Origin of the sequence: Tardiphaga sp. vice304, from assembly GCF_007018905.1 — a bacterium.
Lineage (GTDB): Bacteria > Pseudomonadota > Alphaproteobacteria > Rhizobiales > Xanthobacteraceae > Tardiphaga.
The window spans coordinates 5414540-5433049 of sequence record NZ_CP041402.1 but is presented as its reverse complement, the minus strand read 5'-3'; the positions used below and the strand labels follow the sequence as shown (position 1 = coordinate 5433049).

Annotated in this window: 13 protein-coding genes; 4 read left to right on the top strand and 9 right to left on the bottom strand. The window is 62.0% G+C overall.

Features of this window, described 5'->3' with window-relative positions:
- Positions 1 to 207: 207 nt before the first annotated feature.
- Positions 208 to 1155 carry a peptidylprolyl isomerase gene (locus tag FNL56_RS25905; protein ID WP_143575681.1) on the top strand — a complete coding sequence of 316 codons (948 nt, stop codon included), beginning with the start codon at positions 208 to 210 and terminating at the stop codon, positions 1153 to 1155.
- Between the two features lie 265 nt (positions 1156 to 1420).
- Here the strand turns inward: FNL56_RS25905 and FNL56_RS25900 are convergent, their stop codons facing one another.
- Positions 1421 to 2383, bottom strand: coding sequence for an acetyl-CoA carboxylase carboxyltransferase subunit alpha (locus FNL56_RS25900; protein WP_143575680.1), 963 nt, complete (start codon positions 2381 to 2383; stop codon positions 1421 to 1423).
- Between the two features lie 198 nt (positions 2384 to 2581).
- Positions 2582 to 3238 (bottom strand): DedA family protein, encoded by a 657-nt coding sequence (locus FNL56_RS25895; protein WP_143575679.1) that lies wholly within the window; start codon positions 3236 to 3238, stop codon positions 2582 to 2584.
- 286 nt (positions 3239 to 3524) lie between these two features.
- Between FNL56_RS25895 and cobS the strand changes: the two genes are divergently transcribed.
- The 3 genes from cobS to FNL56_RS25875 all read left to right on the top strand — a co-directional run bounded on the left by cobS (position 3525) and on the right by FNL56_RS25875 (position 7820).
- Complete coding sequence (cobS, locus tag FNL56_RS25890; RefSeq protein ID WP_143575678.1) at positions 3525 to 4532, top strand: cobaltochelatase subunit CobS; 1008 nt, start codon at positions 3525 to 3527, stop codon at positions 4530 to 4532.
- Between the two features lie 218 nt (positions 4533 to 4750).
- On the top strand, positions 4751 to 6652 hold the full coding sequence (gene cobT, locus FNL56_RS25885) for a cobaltochelatase subunit CobT (protein WP_143578416.1): 1902 nt from the start codon (positions 4751 to 4753) through the stop codon (positions 6650 to 6652).
- Positions 6653 to 6836: 184 nt separating this feature from the next.
- Positions 6837 to 7820 carry an esterase-like activity of phytase family protein gene (locus tag FNL56_RS25875; protein WP_143575676.1) on the top strand — a complete coding sequence of 328 codons (984 nt, stop codon included), beginning with the start codon at positions 6837 to 6839 and terminating at the stop codon, positions 7818 to 7820.
- Positions 7821 to 7864: 44 nt separating this feature from the next.
- On the opposite strand, the gene FNL56_RS25870 is transcribed toward FNL56_RS25875, so the two are convergent.
- The 7 genes from FNL56_RS25870 to FNL56_RS28900 form a co-directional block, all read right to left on the bottom strand.
- Positions 7865 to 10570: a bifunctional diguanylate cyclase/phosphodiesterase gene (locus FNL56_RS25870; RefSeq protein WP_143575675.1), complete on the bottom strand. Its 2706-nt coding sequence runs from the start codon at positions 10568 to 10570 to the stop codon at positions 7865 to 7867.
- Between the two features lie 232 nt (positions 10571 to 10802).
- On the bottom strand, positions 10803 to 13463 hold the full coding sequence (locus FNL56_RS25865; protein WP_143576384.1) for a bifunctional diguanylate cyclase/phosphodiesterase: 2661 nt from the start codon (positions 13461 to 13463) through the stop codon (positions 10803 to 10805).
- A gap of 143 nt (positions 13464 to 13606) precedes the next feature.
- Positions 13607 to 15124, bottom strand: coding sequence for a GGDEF domain-containing protein (locus FNL56_RS25860; protein WP_143575674.1), 1518 nt, complete (start codon positions 15122 to 15124; stop codon positions 13607 to 13609).
- Between the two features lie 377 nt (positions 15125 to 15501).
- A complete protein-coding gene (locus tag FNL56_RS25855) occupies positions 15502 to 15816 on the bottom strand; it encodes a PepSY domain-containing protein (protein WP_246660793.1) in 315 nt (104 codons plus the stop codon).
- A 154-nt stretch (positions 15817 to 15970) separates the two neighbouring features.
- On the bottom strand, positions 15971 to 17887 hold the full coding sequence (locus FNL56_RS25850) for an ATP-binding protein (RefSeq protein WP_143575673.1): 1917 nt from the start codon (positions 17885 to 17887) through the stop codon (positions 15971 to 15973).
- Positions 17874 to 18395: an ABC-three component system middle component 5 gene (locus tag FNL56_RS25845; protein WP_368039320.1), complete on the bottom strand. Its 522-nt coding sequence runs from the start codon at positions 18393 to 18395 to the stop codon at positions 17874 to 17876. The genes FNL56_RS25850 and FNL56_RS25845 overlap by 14 nt, the downstream gene beginning before the upstream one ends.
- Positions 18392 to 18505, bottom strand: coding sequence for an ABC-three component system protein (locus FNL56_RS28900; protein ID WP_368039360.1), 114 nt, complete (start codon positions 18503 to 18505; stop codon positions 18392 to 18394). The genes FNL56_RS25845 and FNL56_RS28900 overlap by 4 nt, the downstream gene beginning before the upstream one ends.
- Positions 18506 to 18510 lie beyond the last annotated feature (5 nt).

Below are 18510 nucleotides of genomic sequence, written 5' to 3'. Positions count from 1 at the left end.
CAGGGGCACAGCCGAAAATGCGCATAGCCACCGGCCAGTTTTGCAGAGATATGGCTGGGGCAGAGGGTTGTCAACGGCGGCGCTTGGTCGCGAACCTGTCAAGGATTTCATCATTTTGACAGAGTTTTCGCGTTGCCAAGAGGGGTCGTTTAAGTGACTGTCCCGCCGACCCCGATAGCCCACCTTCCCCCGAGATAAGGATTTTCCATGACCATCGTATCGCCCGCCAAGAAACCGGGCCAGCGCCCGGGGCTCGCACTGGCCGCCCTGACCGGCGCCTTCGCGATGGCAATGCTGTCCAGCTTCCCGGTCTATGCCCAGGGGGCCGATGCCGCCAACCCCGTCCTGGCCAAGGTCAACGGCTCCGAGATCCGCGCCAGCGATGTCGCTCTGGCGGAAGAAGAACTCGGCCCCAGCCTGGCGCAGATGGATCCGGCGACCAAGAAGGACAACGTGCTGTCGTTCCTGATCGATATGAAGATCGTCGCCAAGGCGGCCGAGGACAAGAAGATCGCCGACCGCGAGGACTTCAAGACCAAGCTAGCCTTCGCCCGCAACCGGCTGCTGATGGACAATCTGCTGGCCGTCGAAGGCAAGGCCGCGGTGACCGATGACAATATGAAGAAGGTCTATGAGGACGCCGCCAAGCAGATCACCGGCGAGGCCGAGGTTCATGCAAGGCACATCCTGGTCGAGACCGAGGCCGAGGCCAAGACGATCGCGGATGAGCTGAAGAAGGGCGCCGACTTCGCCGAACTGGCGAAGAAGAAGTCTAAGGACCCAGGTGCGGCCGATGGCGGCGATCTCGGCTTCTTCACCAAGGACCAGATGGTGCCGGAATTCTCCGCCGTGGCGTTCGCCATGGAGCCCGGCAAGATCTCGGATCCCGTGAAGTCGCAGTTCGGCTGGCACATCATCAAGGTCGAGGAAAAGCGCAACCGCCAGGCCCCGGCCTTCGAGCAGGTCAAGCCGCAGATCGAGACCTATGTCGTACGCAAGGCGCAGGCCGACTACGTCACCGGCCTTCGCGCCGCCGCCAAGGTCGAGCGTATGGACCAGGCGGCAGCCACCCCGGAAGTCGCCAAGCCCGCCGAAGCCCCGAAGGCCGACGCGCCGAAGCCTGCCGACAGCAAGATGGCCCCTGCGAAGAAGTAAGCCTGAGCGTGACGCGCTGATCTTCCCTCTCCCCTTGTGGGAGAGGGTGGATCGACCGCGAAGCGGTCGAGACGGGTGAGGGGGCCACAAGCTCCGAGCCTGGAATTACCCCTCATCGGACCGCGCTTCGCGCGGCCACCTTCTCCCACAAGGGGAGAAGGGACGATGGAGCCGCTGCGTTCGAGCATCCTTGTTCAAGTGACGATCCCGACAAAAAGCCCGCTCTTTTCGCAGAAAGCGGGCTTTTTGCTGTCCGGGAGTAACCTCAGCCGATCTTGCGGCCGATATCGAGAAATTTCTGCCGGCGCTGCTGGCGGATGGTGGCGGCATCCAGCCCGCGCATGTCGTTGAAGGCCTGCGCAATGGCGTCGCCGGTGGTGGCGATCATCGAGGCGGCATCGCGGTGGGCGCCGCCGGCGGGCTCTTTCAGGATCTGGTCGATCACGCCGAAGCGCAGCAGGTCCTGCGCGGTGATCTTCATGTTGGTGGCGGCTTCCTGGGCCTTGGTGGAATCTCGCCACAGGATCGAGGAGGCCGCTTCCGGCGAGATCACGCTGTAGATCGCGTGCTCCAGCATCAACACGCGGCTGGCGGTGGCGATCGCGATCGCGCCGCCGGAGCCGCCTTCACCGATGATCACGGCGACATTGGCAACGCCGAGCCCGAGGCAGGCGTCGGTCGAGCGCGCGATGGCTTCCGCCTGGCCGCGCTCTTCCGCGCCGATGCCGGGGTAGGCGCCGGCGGTATCGACCAGCGACAGAACGGGAATGCCGAAGCGGTCGGCCATCTCCATCAGGCGCACCGCCTTGCGGTAGCCCTCGGGGCGCGCCATGCCGAAATTGTGCTTCAGCCGGCTTTCGGTGGTGTTGCCCTTTTCCTGGCCGAGTACGCAGACCGCCTCGCCGCGAAACCGGCCGAAGCCCCCGACCATCGCCTCGTCGTCACCGAACTTGCGGTCGCCGGCCAATGGCGTGAATTCGGTGATCAGCGTCTCGATGTAATTCATGCAATGCGGCCGCTGCGGATGCCGCGCGACCTGGGTCTTCTGCCACGGCGTCAGGCTCGCATAGAGCTCGTGCAGCGCGGACGCCGCCTTGTCCTCGATGCGAACGATTTCCTCGCCGATGTCGCTGCCGCCAGCGGCCAGCGCGCGCAGCTCATCCACCTTCGCGTCGAGTTCGGCGACAGGCTTTTCGAAATCGAGATAAGAGCGCATGTTTTCGGACATTCAATGGATATGGGGGCGCAGGCGGGCGGGCGAAACAGCTATCGCAGGCTTTTCAAGTCAAAATGCGGCGGAAGTCAAGCAGGCGAAGGAAATGGCGTTATAGATCAAACAGTTAATTTCATGGCGGCGATCCGCGCGGTCGCGATCGGCGGGGCGCCGCGGGCTGAACGCCGATTTCGCGGCGGTGTCGCAGAGCTCTCATCGGACGGCCGCAGCGGCTGCCTGCACCTGGCGGCGGCGACGCCACCACCACGTCGCAGCACCCGCGAGCGCGGCGATCACCATGACCGCCGGAATCCAGATCTGCTTGCCGTAGCCGGTCGCGTGCGGCAGGCCGCTATAATGGTGTAGCATCGACACCGCCAACACGCCGGGCAGGACATGCGCCGGTGCCCAGAGCATGACCGCGGAGACATTGATCCCGTAGAACTTCAGCGGGCGCATGCCGAGCGCGCCGGCGGTGACGGGCACGAAGGCGCGGATCGGCGGCACGAAGCGGCCAAACAGCACCGCCAGCACGCCGAAGCGATGGAAGAACGCCTCGCTTTGCGCGATCAGTGCGGGGTATTTCGACATCGGCCAGGCCTCGAGAATGCGCTGTTGTCGCACATGCCCGGTCCAGAACGCCACGCCGTCGCCGATCACGGCCCCGGCGGCCGCCGCCAGCAGCACGCCGATCAGGTCGAGATCGCCAGACGGCACCAGCGCACTCAGCGCCAGAATGATGGTCGAGCCGGGAATAACCGAGCCGACCACCGGCACCGCTTCCAGCATGGCGGCTAGAAACAGCACGAGATAGCCGAGCCAGGCATGCAAGGCTACGAAATGGGTCAGAGATTCAATCCAGGAAGCCACGCAATATCCGTTCCGTCGCCAGCGCGCCGTTCATTGCAGATACGAATACAACCGCTGATCGGGCGATGAGATCCGCAAATCGAGCTGCCACAACGTGGTGCGCAGCATTTCTGATTCGCAGGGCTGCCCTCCAAAAATATCCTGCCAATCTATCTTGATGATATTGCAACGGAACTTTGATGGCCGGGTGGGCTTTGTCCGGCAGCATTGGTCTGCTACGTTCGCCGCAGCACCCATTCGCAGCCATTGTGACTGGTTTCGGAAAATCCGGGACCACGGAGGATTGATGACCGCCGCCATGACCAAACCGCAAGAAATCACCGGATCGCCCAGCGGCATCCCCGACATCAAGCTGTCGGTCCGGAAGGTGTTCGGCATCGATTCCGACCTCGAAGTGCCCGCATTTTCCAACGGCGACCCGCACGTCCCGGACGTCGATTCCGATTACCGCTTCGACCGCAATACCACGCTGGCGATCCTGGCGGGCTTCGCGCGCAACCGTCGCGTCATGGTGACCGGCTTCCACGGCACCGGCAAATCGACCCATATCGAGCAGGTCGCCGCCCGCCTGAACTGGCCGTGCGTGCGCGTCAATCTCGACAGCCACATCAGCCGCATCGATCTGGTCGGCAAGGATTCGATCGTGGTGCGCGACGGCAAGCAGGTCACGGAATTCCGCGACGGTATCCTGCCCTGGGCACTGCAGAACAACATCGCGCTGGTGTTCGACGAATATGACGCCGGACGCCCCGACGTGATGTTCGTGATCCAGCGCGTGCTGGAAGTCTCCGGCCGCCTGACGCTCCTGGACCAGAACAAGGTGATCAAGCCGCACCCGTCGTTCCGGCTGTTCTCGACCGCCAATACGATCGGCCTCGGCGACACTTCGGGCCTGTATCACGGCACCCAGCAGATCAACCAGGGTCAGATGGACCGCTGGTCGATCGTCACCACGCTGAACTATCTCGCCCATGACGAGGAAGTCGAGATCGTGCTGGCCAAGGCCAAGCATTATCGCACCAATGAGGGCCGCGACATCGTCAACAAGATGGTGCGCCTCGCCGACCTCACCCGCAACGCCTTCGCCAATGGCGACCTGTCGACGGTGATGAGCCCGCGCACGGTGATCACCTGGGCCGAGAACGCCGATATTTTCAGCGACATCGGCTTCGCATTCCGCGTCACCTTCCTCAACAAGTGCGACGAACTGGAGCGATCGCTGGTCGCGGAGTTCTACCAGCGATGCTTCAATGCGGAATTGCCGGAGAGCTCGGTGAACGTCGCGCTGAGCTAAAAGACTTTTCTTGTTTCCCCTCCCCCCTTGTGGGGGAGGGTGGATCGAACACGCGTAGCGGGTTCGAGACGGGAGAGGGGGCGCAGCAGAATACGACCCCTCTCCCGCCTTAGCTCCGCCGTAGCCGATGCAATGCATCGGCGTTATTTTATAACGGCGGCCGGAAGGCCGCCTACGCACCCTCTCCCGCAAGGGGAGAGGGGAAGAAAGCGACGGCGATGAGCACGACACCCACCACCAACAAATTCCGCACCGGCGCCAAAGAAGCGCCGACCGAGCCGTTCAAGCGCGCGGTGACGTCGTGCCTGCGGGCGATCTCGAAATCGCCAGAGCTGGAAGTGACCTTCGCCGCCGAGCGGCCCGGCCTGTCGCCGGGCAAGGCGCGGCTGCCGGAGCCGGCGCGCAAGATGAGCAAGCGCGATGCCGCGATCGTGCGCGGTTACGCTGATTCCATCGCGCTGAAGCTCGCCTGCCACGATCCGAAAGTGCATCGCAAGCTGATGCCGGGCAATCCGCAGGCGCGCGGCGTGTTCGAGGCGGTCGAGCAGGCGCGTGTCGAGGCGATCGGCTCGCTCCGCATGGCAGGCGTCGCCAAGAACCTCGGCGCGATGCTCGACGATCATTTTCATCGCGGCAAGTTCGACGAGATCACCGACCGCGCCGACGCGCCGCTGGCGGATGCGCTGGCGATGCTGGTGCGCGAGCGCCTGACCGGCCTGGCGCCGCCGAACGCGGCGAAAAAGATGGTCGACCTGTGGCGTCCGATTCTCGAAGACAAGATCGGGCACCGCCTCGACCAGCTTACGGGCTTTACCGAGAACCAGGCCAAGTTCGGTGACGCCGTGCATGACCTGTTGTCCGCGCTCGAACTCGGCGACGAGCGCAACGCCGATTCCGAGGACGACCAGAGCGAGGACGACGAGCGCCAGGGCGAGAACGACCAGGCCGGCGCCGAAGGTTCGCCGGAGAGCGACGCCTCGCAGGAAATGAACGCCGACCAGGCTGAGGCGACCTCCGACGAGATGTCCGACCAGTCGATGGAAAGCGCCCAGGCCTCGACCTCCGACACCTTCGATGAAGGCGAGACGGGCGAGGACGAGACGCCGGGCGAGGCGACACGGCCGAATTCCCGCGGCGCCAACGAACTGCGCGGGCCGGAATATCATGCCTTTGCGCCGAAATTCGACGAGGTGATCGCCGCCGAGGACCTCTGCGACCATGACGAGCTGGAGCGGCTGCGCTCCTATCTCGACAAGCAGCTCGCGCATCTGCAGGGCATCGTGGCGCGGCTCGCCAACCGGCTGCAGCGCAAGTTGATGGCGCAGCAGAACCGCGCCTGGGATTTCGACCTCGAGGAGGGCATCCTCGATCCCGCGCGGCTGTCGCGCGTGGTCACCGATCCGCACCATCCGTTGTCCTTCATGCACGAGAAGGAAGCGACGTTCCGCGATACCGTGGTGACGCTGCTGCTCGACAATTCCGGCTCGATGCGCGGCCGCCCGATCACGGTGGCGGCGACCTGCGCCGACATTCTGGCGCGTACGCTCGAGCGCTGCGGCGTCAAGGTCGAGATTCTCGGCTTCACGACGCGGGCCTGGAAGGGTGGACAGTCGCGCGAGGCGTGGCTCGCCGCCGGCAAGCCCGCGAACCCGGGTCGTCTCAACGATCTGCGCCACATCATCTACAAGTCGGCCGATGCGCCGTGGCGCCGGGCGCGCAAGAATCTCGGGCTGATGATGCGCGAGGGGCTGCTGAAGGAAAATATCGACGGAGAGGCGCTCGACTGGGCGCACAAGCGCCTGCTTGGCCGCTCCGAGCAGCGCAAGATCCTGATGATGATTTCGGATGGCGCGCCGGTCGACGATTCCACGCTGTCGGTCAATCCCGGCAATTATCTGGAGCGCCACCTGCGCCACATCATCGAGGAGATCGAGACCCGCTCGCCGGTCGAGCTGATCGCGATCGGCATCGGCCATGACGTGACGCGCTATTATCGCCGCGCCGTGACCATCGTGGACGCCGAAGAACTCGGCGGCGCGATTACCGAGAAGCTGGCGGAATTGTTCAGCGAAACGTCAGGCGCCGCGCCGACCGGCCGCCGCCGGCGCAAGACGCATTAGTATACTTATGACAGCGCTCCGGCCTGAGTGCTCCCTCCCCCCTTGCGGGGGAGGGTCGGGGAGGGGGGTAACCACAAGCGACGTCGCCCGTGGCACCCCCACCCCCGGCCCCTCCCCGCAAGGGGGAGGGGGGACGATAGCGCGGCGTTTTATTCGCGCGCCGATCGTTGCCATTGCTGCTTTTATGTTCTCATCTCTCGCTCACGCCCAAACCATTCCCGCCACTCCGCCGCCGACCCGCGAGCCTGTCTCGATCGAGGTCGACGCCCGCCCGGTCCCATCCTTCGACACCCGCGATCGCAGCCATGTGCAGTTCGGCCAGTTGCGCTATCGCAGCGGCCTGATCCTCACCTCGAAATATCGCGACTTCGGCGGCCTCTCCGGCATCCGGCTGGATGCCAGGGGCGAGGGCTTCGTCTCGATCAGCGACCAGGGCAACTGGTTCACCGGCAAGATTGCGTATAGCGGCAAGGCGATGGTCGGCCTGACCGATGTCGAGGCGGCGCCGATCCTGGGCCCCGATGGTCGCGCCATCACCGCGCGCAAATGGTATGATAGCGAGTCGATCGCGGTCGATGGGCCGACCGTCTATGTCGGCCTCGAGCGGGTGCACCAGATCCTGAAATTCGATTTCGGACGCGATGGCGTGCGCGCCCGCGCCGAGGTGCTTCCGCAGCCGCCGGGCATGCGCAAGCTGCCGTCCAATGGCAGCCTGGAATCGCTGGTGGTCGGTCGCAAGGGTCTTGCGCTGGCGGGAACGTTGATCGCGATTTCCGAACGGGGCCTCGATCCCGCTGGCAACATCATGGCCTGGCTGATCGGCGGCAAGGCGACGGCGACGTTCTCGGTGCGCCGCACCGACAGCTACGACATCAGCGACGCCGCGCAGCTGCCGACCGGCGACCTGCTGGTGCTGGAGCGCAAATTGTCGCTGCTCGGCGGCGCCGGCATTCGCATCCGCCGCATCGCTCTGGCGTCGATCGCCGCCGGCGCCACGGTGGATGGTCCCTCGATTTTCGATGCCGACTTAGGCCACGAAATCGATAATTTCGAAGGCCTCGATGTTCATGTCACCGAAGACGGCGACACCGTGCTGACGCTGGTATCCGACGACAATTTCTCAATGCTGCAACGGACGCTGCTGCTGCAGTTCACGTTGGTGGAATAACGGCGCGCTGCAGTTCGCCCCGCAGCACGCCCCGCGCAGGGCGCCTAGGCCGCCCGGGTCTTGGCGTCGTGCGCTTCGATCAGGGCCCGGATCTCGGCGGCGGGTTTGGCGGCGCTGAACAGCCATCCCTGAATCTCCGTGCAGCCGAGCGTGCGCAGCAGTTCTTTCTGGGCCTGCGTCTCGACGCCTTCCGCAGTGGTGATCATGTCGCGCGAGGACGCAATGGTGACCACCGCCTGCACGATCGAGGAGGATCCTTTCGGTTCGGCGATTTCGGTCACGAAGCAGCGATCGATCTTGATCTTGTCGAACGGGAAGCGTTGCAAATAGCTCAGCGACGAGTAGCCGGTGCCGAAATCGTCGAGCGCGATCCGCACGCCAATGGCGCGAAGTCCGTGCAGAACGGTCAGGGCGACCTCGTCGTCGCGGATCAGCACGGCCTCGGTAATCTCGAGCTCGAGTCGCGCCGGTGCCAGTCCGGATGCAGCCAGCGCCGCGGCAACCTTGATCGACAAAGTGTGGCTGCGAAACTGGACCGGCGAGACGTTGACCGCCAGCTTGATGTCCTGCGGCCAACCCGCGGCTTCCTTGCAGGCGGTGGTCAGCACCCATTCGCCGAGCTGGTTGATGACGCCGATTTCCTCGGCGACCGGAATGAAATCGGCGGGCGAAACCACACCACGCCGGGGGTGACGCCAACGCAGCAAGGCCTCGCATCCCGATATGCTGTCGTCGGCCAGCTTGAGCAACGGCTGGTAGTACACCTCAAAGCCGCCCGAGGTCAGATTGCCGCCGGCGATGGCATCGCGCAAATCGTGCTCGAGGGCGCGGCGGCTTTGCACGCGCGCGTCCATTTCCGGCTCGAAGAAACGATAGGTGCGGCGGCCGTCGGCCTTGGCGCTGTACATCGCCAGGTCCGCGTTCCTCAGCAATTGGTCAAGGTCGCTGCCGTCCTGCGGCGCAAGGGCGACGCCCATGCTGGCGTCGGTCAGCAGACGATGGCCGAGACATTCGAACGGCTCGCGGATGGCCGTGTGGATGCGCTCCATCAGGTCGACGAGTTCATCGCGATTTTTCAGGTCGGTCCGTACGATGGCGAATTCGTCGCCGCCCAGCCGCGCGACCACGTCGGTGTTGCGCACGCAGTCTTTCAGCCGCTTGGCCACCTCCGTCAGCAGCGCGTCGCCGACCGAATGGCCGAGGGAATCATTGATGCTCTTGAATTCGTCCATGTCGACATAGATCACGGCGCATTGCTGGCCTCGCGAAATCCACCCCAGCTCCTGCGATAGCATCTTGTGAAACAGCGCCCGGTTGGGAAGGTCGGTGAGCGTGTCGTAATGCGCCAGATGGGCGATGCGTTCTTCCACACGGTGGCGCTCGGTGATGTCCTCGTGGGTGACGACCCAGCCGCCATCGGTGATCGGCTGGCACTGCAGATGGATCACGCGCCCGTCGTTCAGGGAAATGGTCCTGGCGTGCCGGGTCTTGACCGTTTCGAGGACCTTCATCGAGAGCGTGTCGAGATCGTCGCCGTCGCAAGCGCCGTTGATGCGGTGATGGGCCAGGGCCTCGCGCAGCGGCATGCCCTGCCAGATGGTGTCGCGGGGCAAATGATACATATCGAGATAGCTCTGATTGACGATCACGGCGCGCGCGTCGGCATCGAACATCAGCAGGCCCTGCGTCATGTTGTTGATTGCCTTCCTGAGCCGCTCCCTCTCCAGCTTGAGCTGCGCGCGCGACAATTGGTTCTGCTGGCGGACCTGGCCGATGACCAGATACAAAACGCCGATGACCAGCAACGCCGCCAGCAGGGCGGCAATGACGGTCACTCGCCTCACCGCGTACCAATCGACCAGCACGCGATCGAGTGGGGTGCTGGCGACGATTGCCAGCGGGAAGCCTGGGATCCGCTGGATCGACGACATTCGCTCGCGTCCGTCGATGATGCCGGTGTGGATCAGGGTCGACGGCTCGACGCTCGTTTCTATCCGGGACAGGGCAACATCGGGCGTGAAGCTCTTGCCGATCATGTCGTTCACGTGCGGAAAACGAGCCAGCAAAGTGAACGTCTCATTCCACAGCGCTATCGTGGAATCCTGGCTCGGCGATACCGTGGCGAAGAAGGCCTGGAATTGCTCTGGCGCCACATGGCGGGTCACCACGCCGAGGAATTCACCGTTCGGCCCCATAAGCCGTCGGGCGAACAGCAAGCGTGGCTGATCGCTGATCGGGCTGAGGATCAACTCCGAAACCTCCTCGTTGGCGTTGCCCCCGGCGTCCTTGAGCTGCTGAAAATACTTGCGGTCTCCGAAATTGACGTGCACGGCCGGCCGGCCCTGGGTGGAGTTTATCAGCCAGCCCTCGGCATCGAGGATGTTGAGGGTGCTGCTTACCTTGCTGTTCAGCTTGGCCTTCAGCCTGATGTGCTCCTCGGTCGTGCTCATGAGTTCGATGAAGCGTTCCGGCGTCACGACGCCGGCAAGCTGCAGATGGATCGAAATGTCACGCTGAACGCGATCGAGATCGCTGAATTCCTTTTCGTAGTGGCGCGTCAACAGCACCAGTCTGTTTTCCTGCTCGCGACGATGGTTCTCGAGCGCGCTGTCGCGGAAGCTGATGATCGTCAGGGTGGCCGCGAGAATGATGGCGCCCAAAAGGACGACGCCGGTCGCGATCAGCCAACGGACGGGATTTCGCCGCTTCCCCGCGCCATCCAGCCGATGCTTCCGTCCCCGCCAGCCCATGTCGTCCCCCTGAAAGTTCCAAACTAGGGTTCCATAAGTGGAGAGAGTGTTACTGAAAACGGTAAACGACGGCCATATGCGGTACCTGGATCATTTCATCCCGGTAAAAATATTTGATGAAGCGGTCGTGGCGTCAGGGTCAGGCGTGGACGCCGCAGCGCGTCTGCAGTGCTGCGGTGAGATGGTCGAGGCGAAACGCAGCGCGCGGCTGGTATCCGGGTGTCGCCAACGCTCAGGCCGCCGCAGCCCTGGTGCGGAGCGCTTCGATCAGCCGACGTACCTCGGCGGCGGGTTTCGCGGCACTGAACAGGTAGCCCTGCATCTCGGTGCAGCCCAGCGCGCGCAGCAATTCCTTCTGCTGCTGGGTTTCCACGCCCTCCGCGGTGGTCGTCATGTGCCGCGAGGCGGCGATGTTGACCACCCCCTGAACGATCACCGACGAACCGTGCGGCTCGGCGATATCGGTCACGAAGCAGCGGTCGATCTTGATCTTGTCGAACGGAAAGCGCTGCAGGTAGCTCAAGCTGGAATAGCCGGTGCCGAAATCATCGAGCGCGATCCGCACGCCGATTTCCCGCAACTGATGCAGGATCGTCAGCGCGACGTCGTCGTCGCGGATCAGGACGGCTTCGGTGATCTCCAGTTCCAGCCGTTGTGCCGGCAGGCCCGAATGGGCCAGCGCTGCGGCCACCTTCAGGGCCAGCGACTGGCAGCGAAACTGGAGCGGCGAGACGTTCACGGCGACGCGGATATCGTCCGGCCATGTCGCCGCCTCGCTGCAGGCCGTGTCGAGGACCCATTCGCCAAGCTGGCTGATGACACCGATTTCCTCGGCGACCGGAATGAATTCGGCCGGCGAGATCATGCCGCGCTCGGGATGCTGCCAGCGCAGCAGGGCCTCGCAGCCGACGATGCGGTCGTCGGACAGATCGACCAGCGGCTGATAGTAAACCTCGAAGCCGCCTTCCCGGAAGCCGCCATGGGCGATGGCCTGGCGCAGATCCAGCTCCAGCATGCGGCGGGCGCGGACCTTGGCGTCCATTTGCGGTTCGAAGAAACGATAGGTGCGCCGGCCGTCGGCCTTGGCGCCGTACATCGCCAGGTCGGCGTTCTTCAGCAGCGAATCCAGGTCGCTGCCGTCCTGTGGCGCCAGCGCGATACCGATGCTGGCATCGGTGAGCAGACGGTGGCCGAGACATTCGAATGGCTCGCGGATCGCGGCATGGATTCGCGCGACCAGATCGGTGATGTCGCTGCGTGTCGCGATGCCGGTCTGCACGATGGCGAATTCGTCGCCGCCGAGCCGCGCGACCATGTCGGAGCCGTTCACGCAACGCCGCAGCCGTTGCGCGATATACTTCAGTAATTCGTCGCCCACCGGATGTCCGAGCGAGTCGTTGATACTCTTGAATTCGTCGATGTCGATGTAGAGCACCGCGCATTGCGCGCCATTCGCCAGGTTGGCGAGCTCCCGTTCGAGCTCTTCGCGAAACAGCACGCGGTTTGGCAGGTCGGTGAGCGCGTCATAATGCGCCAGATGCGCGATCTTTTCCTCGCTGCGGCGGCGCTCGGTAATGTCTTCGTGCGTCGCGACCCAGCCACCGTCGGGAACCGGCCGCCTGCTGATCTGGACCGAACGGCCGTCGCCGGTCTGCAGCACGTCGCTGGTGGTCTGCCAGACGTCTTTCAGGACTTCGCTGACGTAGGTATTGATGTCGCCGATGAACGAGCCGTGTGCCTTTCGATGGGCAATCAGGTCGCGGAAGTGGCTGCCGGGAAGTGCGAGCTCCGGCGGGACCGTGTACATGTCGAGATAGGGTTTATTGCAGATCACGACGCGGGCCTTTTTGTCGAACAAGACCAGGCCCTGCGTCATGTTGTTGATGGCGATATCGAGCCGGTCCTTTTCAAGCGTCAACTGCGCTTGCGCAAGGCGGCTTTGCTGCTGGATCTTGCGGATCACCAGCAGCAGCAGGATGGCGATGACCAAGGCGGAGAAACTGGCCGTCACGATCAGGAACCTGGTCTGGGCGCGCCAGTCTGCCAGGACGTCGTCGGTTGCCCTGGTCGCGACCAGCGCGATCGGAAAATCCCGCAGCGAGCGGATCGATCCGATGTGCTCGATCTGATCGAAGGGGCTGATCACGCGCATCGTGACCGGCTGGCCGCTCGCTTGCAGATGTTGCAACAGCACGCCGCTGCTGGGCTCTTTCGTAAAGATCTCCCCTATGACCGGATACCGGGCCAGTAGCGTGCCGTCGCGGTGGACAATGGCGATGGCGGAATTGTCGCCGAGCGTCACGGAAGCGAGGAATTTTTCGAATTCCATCGGCTCGACGCCGCGGGTCACCACGCCGAGGAATTGTCCGTCGGGGCCGCTGATACGGCGTGCAAACAAGGTCTTCGGGCGCCCCGTGATGCGGCTTTGCATGTGCTGAACGAACTCTCCGTCGGTGATGAAATCCTGCGATTTCAAAGCCTGGAAATATTCGCGATCGGCGAGGTTGAGTTCCGGCGCCGGCCAATTGCCGGACCAGGCGACGAGGCGACCCTCGGCATCGAGCACGGTGATGTCACCGACGGCGTCATCATCGACCTTCGACGTCAGCATCACATGGGATTCATAGCTCGACATGCGGCTGGCGAAGCTGATCGGAGATCGTACGCCATTTGCAAGCAGGTCGGCGGTCAGGCTTTTCTGGATGCGCTTCAGGTCCTGGAATTGATGATCGAAATGTCGCGTCAGCAGCAACAACGTTTTTTCCAGTTCATGCGCGGAATTGGCCAGCGCACGCTCACGGAAATGATTGACCGTCATCACGGTGCCGAGCGCGATCGCGCCGATCAGCACGATGCCCGCGACGATCAGCCAGCGCACGACGCCACGCCGCATCCCCGACAGGCGATGTCGTGCGGTCGGACCCGGTATGTCGGCCTTCTGGCCCCACAGACGAAACTTCATGTCGTCACTCCCCCGGTTCGGAACGCTACGGGGCAAGGGTGCAGGGGAGGTTAGCAAGGCCGGTGAATCAGCGGTTAAGAACCGGCCTCAATTACCGCCGACTGCACCGGGCGGCGTGCGCTTTGCGAGGCGATGGTAACGGGATAGGTGCAATTGCGGCCCTGCGCCTTGGCGGAGTACAGCGCCAGATCGGCGTGGCCGACCAGATCGGCGGGCCTTTGGCCGGCCGCCGGCCGCAGGCTGGCAACGCCGATGCTCACGGTGACGGCCGCGCCGGTGTTCAGTTCCTCGACCTGGGAGCGGATCCGTTCGCCGAGCTCGATCGCCTGGGACTGCGACAGGCCGGGCAGCAACAGCGCGAATTCCTCTCCGCCGTAACGCGCGGCGCAATCGCTGGCGCGTTGCGCGTGGCCGGCGATGCAGCCGGCGATTTCGACCAGGGCCACATCGCCGGCCTGGTGGCCGAAGGCATCGTTGAACGCCTTGAAATGGTCGGCATCGATCATCAGCAGCGCCAGCGGCGCGTTTGCGCGCAACGCGCGGCGCCATTCCCTGGCCAGCGTGGCGTCGAAATGCCGGCGGTTGCCGAGCCCGGTCAGCGCATCGGTGATCGCCAGCCGCGCCATCTCGTCCTCGATGCCGGCGCGCTTCTTCATCTCGCGCATCAGCAGCAGCAGCACGGCCAGCACGAGCAGGAACAGCGCGCCCATCGCGCCGGCAATCACCAGCGCCTCGCGGCGCCAGTCGGCGAAGATCGCGCGGGTCGAGCGGCCGACGATCACGATCAGTGGATTGCGGGCGTCGCGCCAGACATAGAGCCGCTCGATGCCATCGACCGCGCTCGTCGCGACATGGGAACCGGACAGCGCCGCCAGCGCCTGCTGCACGACCGGCAGCCGGCTGACGTCGGTTCCAATCACCGCCATGTCCAGCGGCGCGCGCATGATCTGCAGCCCGTCCTGCCGGACCACGCTGACAACGTCGTCGGGCTGCAAATGCAGCCCCGCGACCAGCTCGTCGAAATAGCTGTAGCGGATCATGCCGGCGACCACGCCGAGAAAGCGGCCGTCGCGCGTCGCGATGCGCCGGCTCAACACCAGGCCATAGGTGCCGTCGTGCAGCATCGGTTTGGAGATATACAGCCCGGCCAGCGGATCGCGCCGATGCACCTTGAAGAATTCGGCGTCGGCAAAACTGCGCGCCGTCGCGGGCTGCGCGGCGGAATCGATGGTGACGGTTCCGGCCTCGTCGAGCACCTGGATGGCGCCGAACTGCCGCGGCGGCGTGGTGTGATCGAATAGGATCGCCTGCCGGATCGACGGCGTGGCGTTGAGCACTTGTGGCGCCGTCATGTTGGCGGCCACCGCGCTCAGCGACAGGTCGAGCAATTCGACGTTGTGGCTGATGTCGCCGTCGATGCGGGCGGCGACATTGCCGAGCATCTGCTGCGCCAGCCGCTCGTCGCCGGTCCGCATGCCGAGCAGCACGCTGCCGCAGATCGCCATGAAGCCGATCACGGCGAGCAACGCGCCGGCAAGCAGCCAGCGCGGAGATATCCGTCGGATAGGTTCTGGAACTGGCCGTGCTGGCATCAGATGTGGTCGCACCCATTCGGCGGCGTTGCAACGCATCACCTATCATCGCTCCGCGCGATGTCCGACAGATACGACCGATATCCAGTAATGTTTCGCAGCAGCGACGCGACAATGTGAATGCACGGTTAACGACAGCGGCGCATTTCACCGGATCTGTGCCGCCGCGCGCCGGGGACCATGCGGTCCGTAACTGCTTTTGGCGACGTCAAGTTGTGCCGCAGGACATGGCGATGACAGCGCGCCGGCGTGGGCCGGTTGCCGCGCGAGCACGAAGGTTTGGCCGCTGCGGCTGATCGCAGCCACCACGACAACGGCGGCGGGCTGTCGCCCGCCGCCGTTGTCGTGGTCATGCGATCGGTTCGCGTCGTGTTCCGTTACAGCATCGAGCGATCGACGTCGCGGATTTCGCCGGTACGGGCGTCGACATCGACCTCGATATATTTGCCGTTGATATCGCGGCCCTCGATCTCCCACTGATCGCCGTCGAAATTAGTATTCGACACCGTCACCACGCCGATCTCCTGGGCCACCACCAGCGCCTGCTGCAGCGTGAACGGCCCCTGCGCGACCGGCACCTCGCGGACGTAGCGCTCACCGACATAGACGTCCGCCGCCAGCACCGGCGTCGCCGCCGAGATCGTCACCGCCGCCAGCATGGGCAGCATCGCCTTGCGCAGGATGTTATTCATCGGAAACTCCTCGATTGATCTTGCGCTTCGCAGCGCACCAAAAGAAGAACCGCGCGGGCGGCGGCGTGTTCCCGAACGAAATGGGGCGATGTTGTGGTGTGCCATACCGAAATGCTCGCCGCAAATGGCTTTCCGTTTTAAGCGGAGTTATTTGCTAGACCATTTTGATGCCGACCGTTTTATCGTCGCTCGTCGAAAACGCGCCGACAGTATAACTATCATCTTCTAACTCAGGCTCAATCATTGCTGTTGCATAAATAATCTGATGTTCGACCTTGCTCTCTCGGGATATACGAAGCATCTGAAGTTGAAAATTCTGACTTCGTATGGCCTCGACCCCCATGTTTTCGTGAGAGTCGATCATACAAAAGCGTGGGTGTCGAAAAAAAGGATTCTTTGTTGCCGCTGCAAAGAAACCCAGAAAGAAGCTGCTCCTTAGGATTGCTCGCGAACTAGCGGAAAAGTAATTTTCGTCGTCCACCGTGATTTTATTGTCCGAGAATGTAAAGCTGACACTTTGAGGGTCTTCGAAGATATCTTGGCGGCGGAGATCGAGAATCAAGAGCTTCTTAATTTCAGTGCTTATGCTTGTGTATGCAGCCGCCATTCGGGCTTCTTGTTGAGCGCGCAGACCTTCATTGTCAGACTTCAGCTTGTATATTTCACTTTGAAGCGCATTCTTACGATCGGACAATGCGCGAATTGTCTCGGCCAGTTGCGCCTTCTGCTCAATATCTTCAGCTTGCCGCTGCAGATATCCCGATCTGCGATGAAGCTCTCGCAGTCGCTCTCGCTCAGTGCTTGAGGGAAGCGATTGTATGCTAGCGAGCCGCCGAGAGGCTTCTTTCCAGGAAGACTCCATCGCTCGAATTTGAGATTCTAAAATAGTATATTTTTCTTCCCGACGTGCCTGTAACATTTCTGATTGTCGAATTTGAAGCCCGGTTGTCAATATAAGTCCCGCAATGCGTCCCTTTGTCTGCTCTGAATCAAATGGCGTCTTGCAGAGATGGCAAGCATGAGGAGTTTCTAGATCCAAGACGGCATAACACGATGGGCAAGACTCAAATCGAACCGCTCCAATATGTTGTGCGACCGTCGAAGAGTCTTGTAGCGCCTCTAATTTGTTGTTCAGCGCTCTTAAAAAGCCAGCAGAGTCGGCTATGGCGAGGGCTAATGCGTCTCGATCATGTTTAGCCTTGAGCAAACTAGCTTGAATTCTTTGAACTTCTTTGTAGGATTTTTCTTGCTGGACAAGCGTAAGCTTATCCTTCTTTTCTAACGTATAAAAAGCCCTCTCGGCGATTTGGATGGCGTTGCCAATTTCAACGCGTTCTCGTTCGAGGACGCTTCGCTGAGCGTCGATCCAATCATAAGTAAATCCTTGATCTGCTTTTCCCAGCACCGAAAACAGGCTTCTCAATTGTCCGTTTACGGTATCAAATTCCTTGTCGAGTTCCCGCACCCTTTGTTCGTTGTCATAAACGGTGGAGTCGTAGGCCCCGCAGAGCAGGCGGCCGACTGTATCTCGTAAATCGGCTCTATCGAATGGCATTACCCGAAAAATCTGTTCGACCGGGCTGAGTTGGTCCGCGTAGAGCAGACGCAGGATCTGATTCATTGTTATGTGGCCTGAAAGATCGCTTGATACTTCCGGAACGCCCATTAGCTTAAACAACGCTTGAGAAAAGCTCTCGCGGCTTGCGCCGCCTTTATAGGGAAAGCGCAACCATTCACTGCGAGGCGCGCTCTTGGCGTCGTCGTAAGCTCCACCAAAGATATCCATTGGTTGCAAACCGCTAGTTTCAGATATCTCTCGGCTAAGCGTCGCGCTAAGTCCGTTTAGGCTGACCTCCACAATTACCCTTGAGCACAGGCGAGCTACGGCACTCCAATCAGAGAGGTCGCCACCTAATCCATAGAAGATGAAGTTTAGAACTGTGGACTTTCCAGAGGAGTTCTCTCCGCGAACAACGTTGACACCTGCATGAAAACGCTCGTCGTAAACTACCGCCTCGCGTCGCTCTACGACCAACCGCTTCACTATCAGCGTAGGTTCAAATCGCGTCATATCGAGAATCCATCAATTGACTGCGGGCTTTCAGCCCGTTCTCGCCTGAAACATCGTAGCCTGTTGCGAGGATCCTTAAAAAATCGACTAGGTCAGATTGCTCGTAATTGATGCGCGATATTCTGTCGGCGAGTTCAATTGGAATCTCGTTCTGAGTTGGTTTAAAAATTCCTGCTTTAAAACTACCTTCATCGATGTATCCTCTTAGCGCTAGCGTTTCTAAGGCGGCAATTTGCATGGGCTTCATTCTCTCAAAGAGCAGTTCGGAGTCGGGCTGTTCGCCGTAGGGGGCTAGGTGTGCATATTTTTCTGCAAGTGCTTTGTAATGCTGATGCGAGGGTGCAAGTCGCAATGATCGTATTCTGAAAGGGAACAGAAGGAAAAAATCAAGTATGCGAACATGTTCTACGTGTAGCGGGGGAGACTCCGATAAGATGGAGCGTAGGCGTAGGATGCGAAAAGCTGCGTGTAGCGGGTCAAGCGCTGGTTGGAAGACTAGTTGGTTCACCTGTGCCACCGTACGAAACACTGTTCGGCCAACCAATAGACCATCCCTAATGCTGTATTGTGATCGATTTCAAATACGCTTGCGCCGCACTCACTCACGGTCGGCTCGATGACCT

What these genes read in the sequence shown, in the direction of transcription:
- FNL56_RS25850 (WP_143575673.1), bottom strand. Translation starts at nt 17,887, where the DNA reads ATGACGCGATTTGAACCTACGCTGATAGTGAAGCGGTTGGTCGTAGAG.
- FNL56_RS25865 (WP_143576384.1), bottom strand. Translation starts at nt 13,463, where the DNA reads ATGCGGCGTGGCGTCGTGCGCTGGCTGATCGTCGCGGGCATCGTGCTG.
- FNL56_RS25875 (WP_143575676.1), top strand. Translation starts at nt 6,837, where the DNA reads ATGTTCTCATCTCTCGCTCACGCCCAAACCATTCCCGCCACTCCGCCG.
- FNL56_RS25860 (WP_143575674.1), bottom strand. Translation starts at nt 15,124, where the DNA reads ATGCCAGCACGGCCAGTTCCAGAACCTATCCGACGGATATCTCCGCGC.
- FNL56_RS25870 (WP_143575675.1), bottom strand. Translation starts at nt 10,570, where the DNA reads ATGGGCTGGCGGGGACGGAAGCATCGGCTGGATGGCGCGGGGAAGCGG.
- FNL56_RS25900 (WP_143575680.1), bottom strand. Translation starts at nt 2,383, where the DNA reads ATGTCCGAAAACATGCGCTCTTATCTCGATTTCGAAAAGCCTGTCGCC.
- FNL56_RS25905 (WP_143575681.1), top strand. Translation starts at nt 208, where the DNA reads ATGACCATCGTATCGCCCGCCAAGAAACCGGGCCAGCGCCCGGGGCTC.
- cobS (WP_143575678.1), top strand. Translation starts at nt 3,525, where the DNA reads ATGACCGCCGCCATGACCAAACCGCAAGAAATCACCGGATCGCCCAGC.
- FNL56_RS25855 (WP_246660793.1), bottom strand. Translation starts at nt 15,816, where the DNA reads ATGAATAACATCCTGCGCAAGGCGATGCTGCCCATGCTGGCGGCGGTG.
- cobT (WP_143578416.1), top strand. Translation starts at nt 4,751, where the DNA reads ATGAGCACGACACCCACCACCAACAAATTCCGCACCGGCGCCAAAGAA.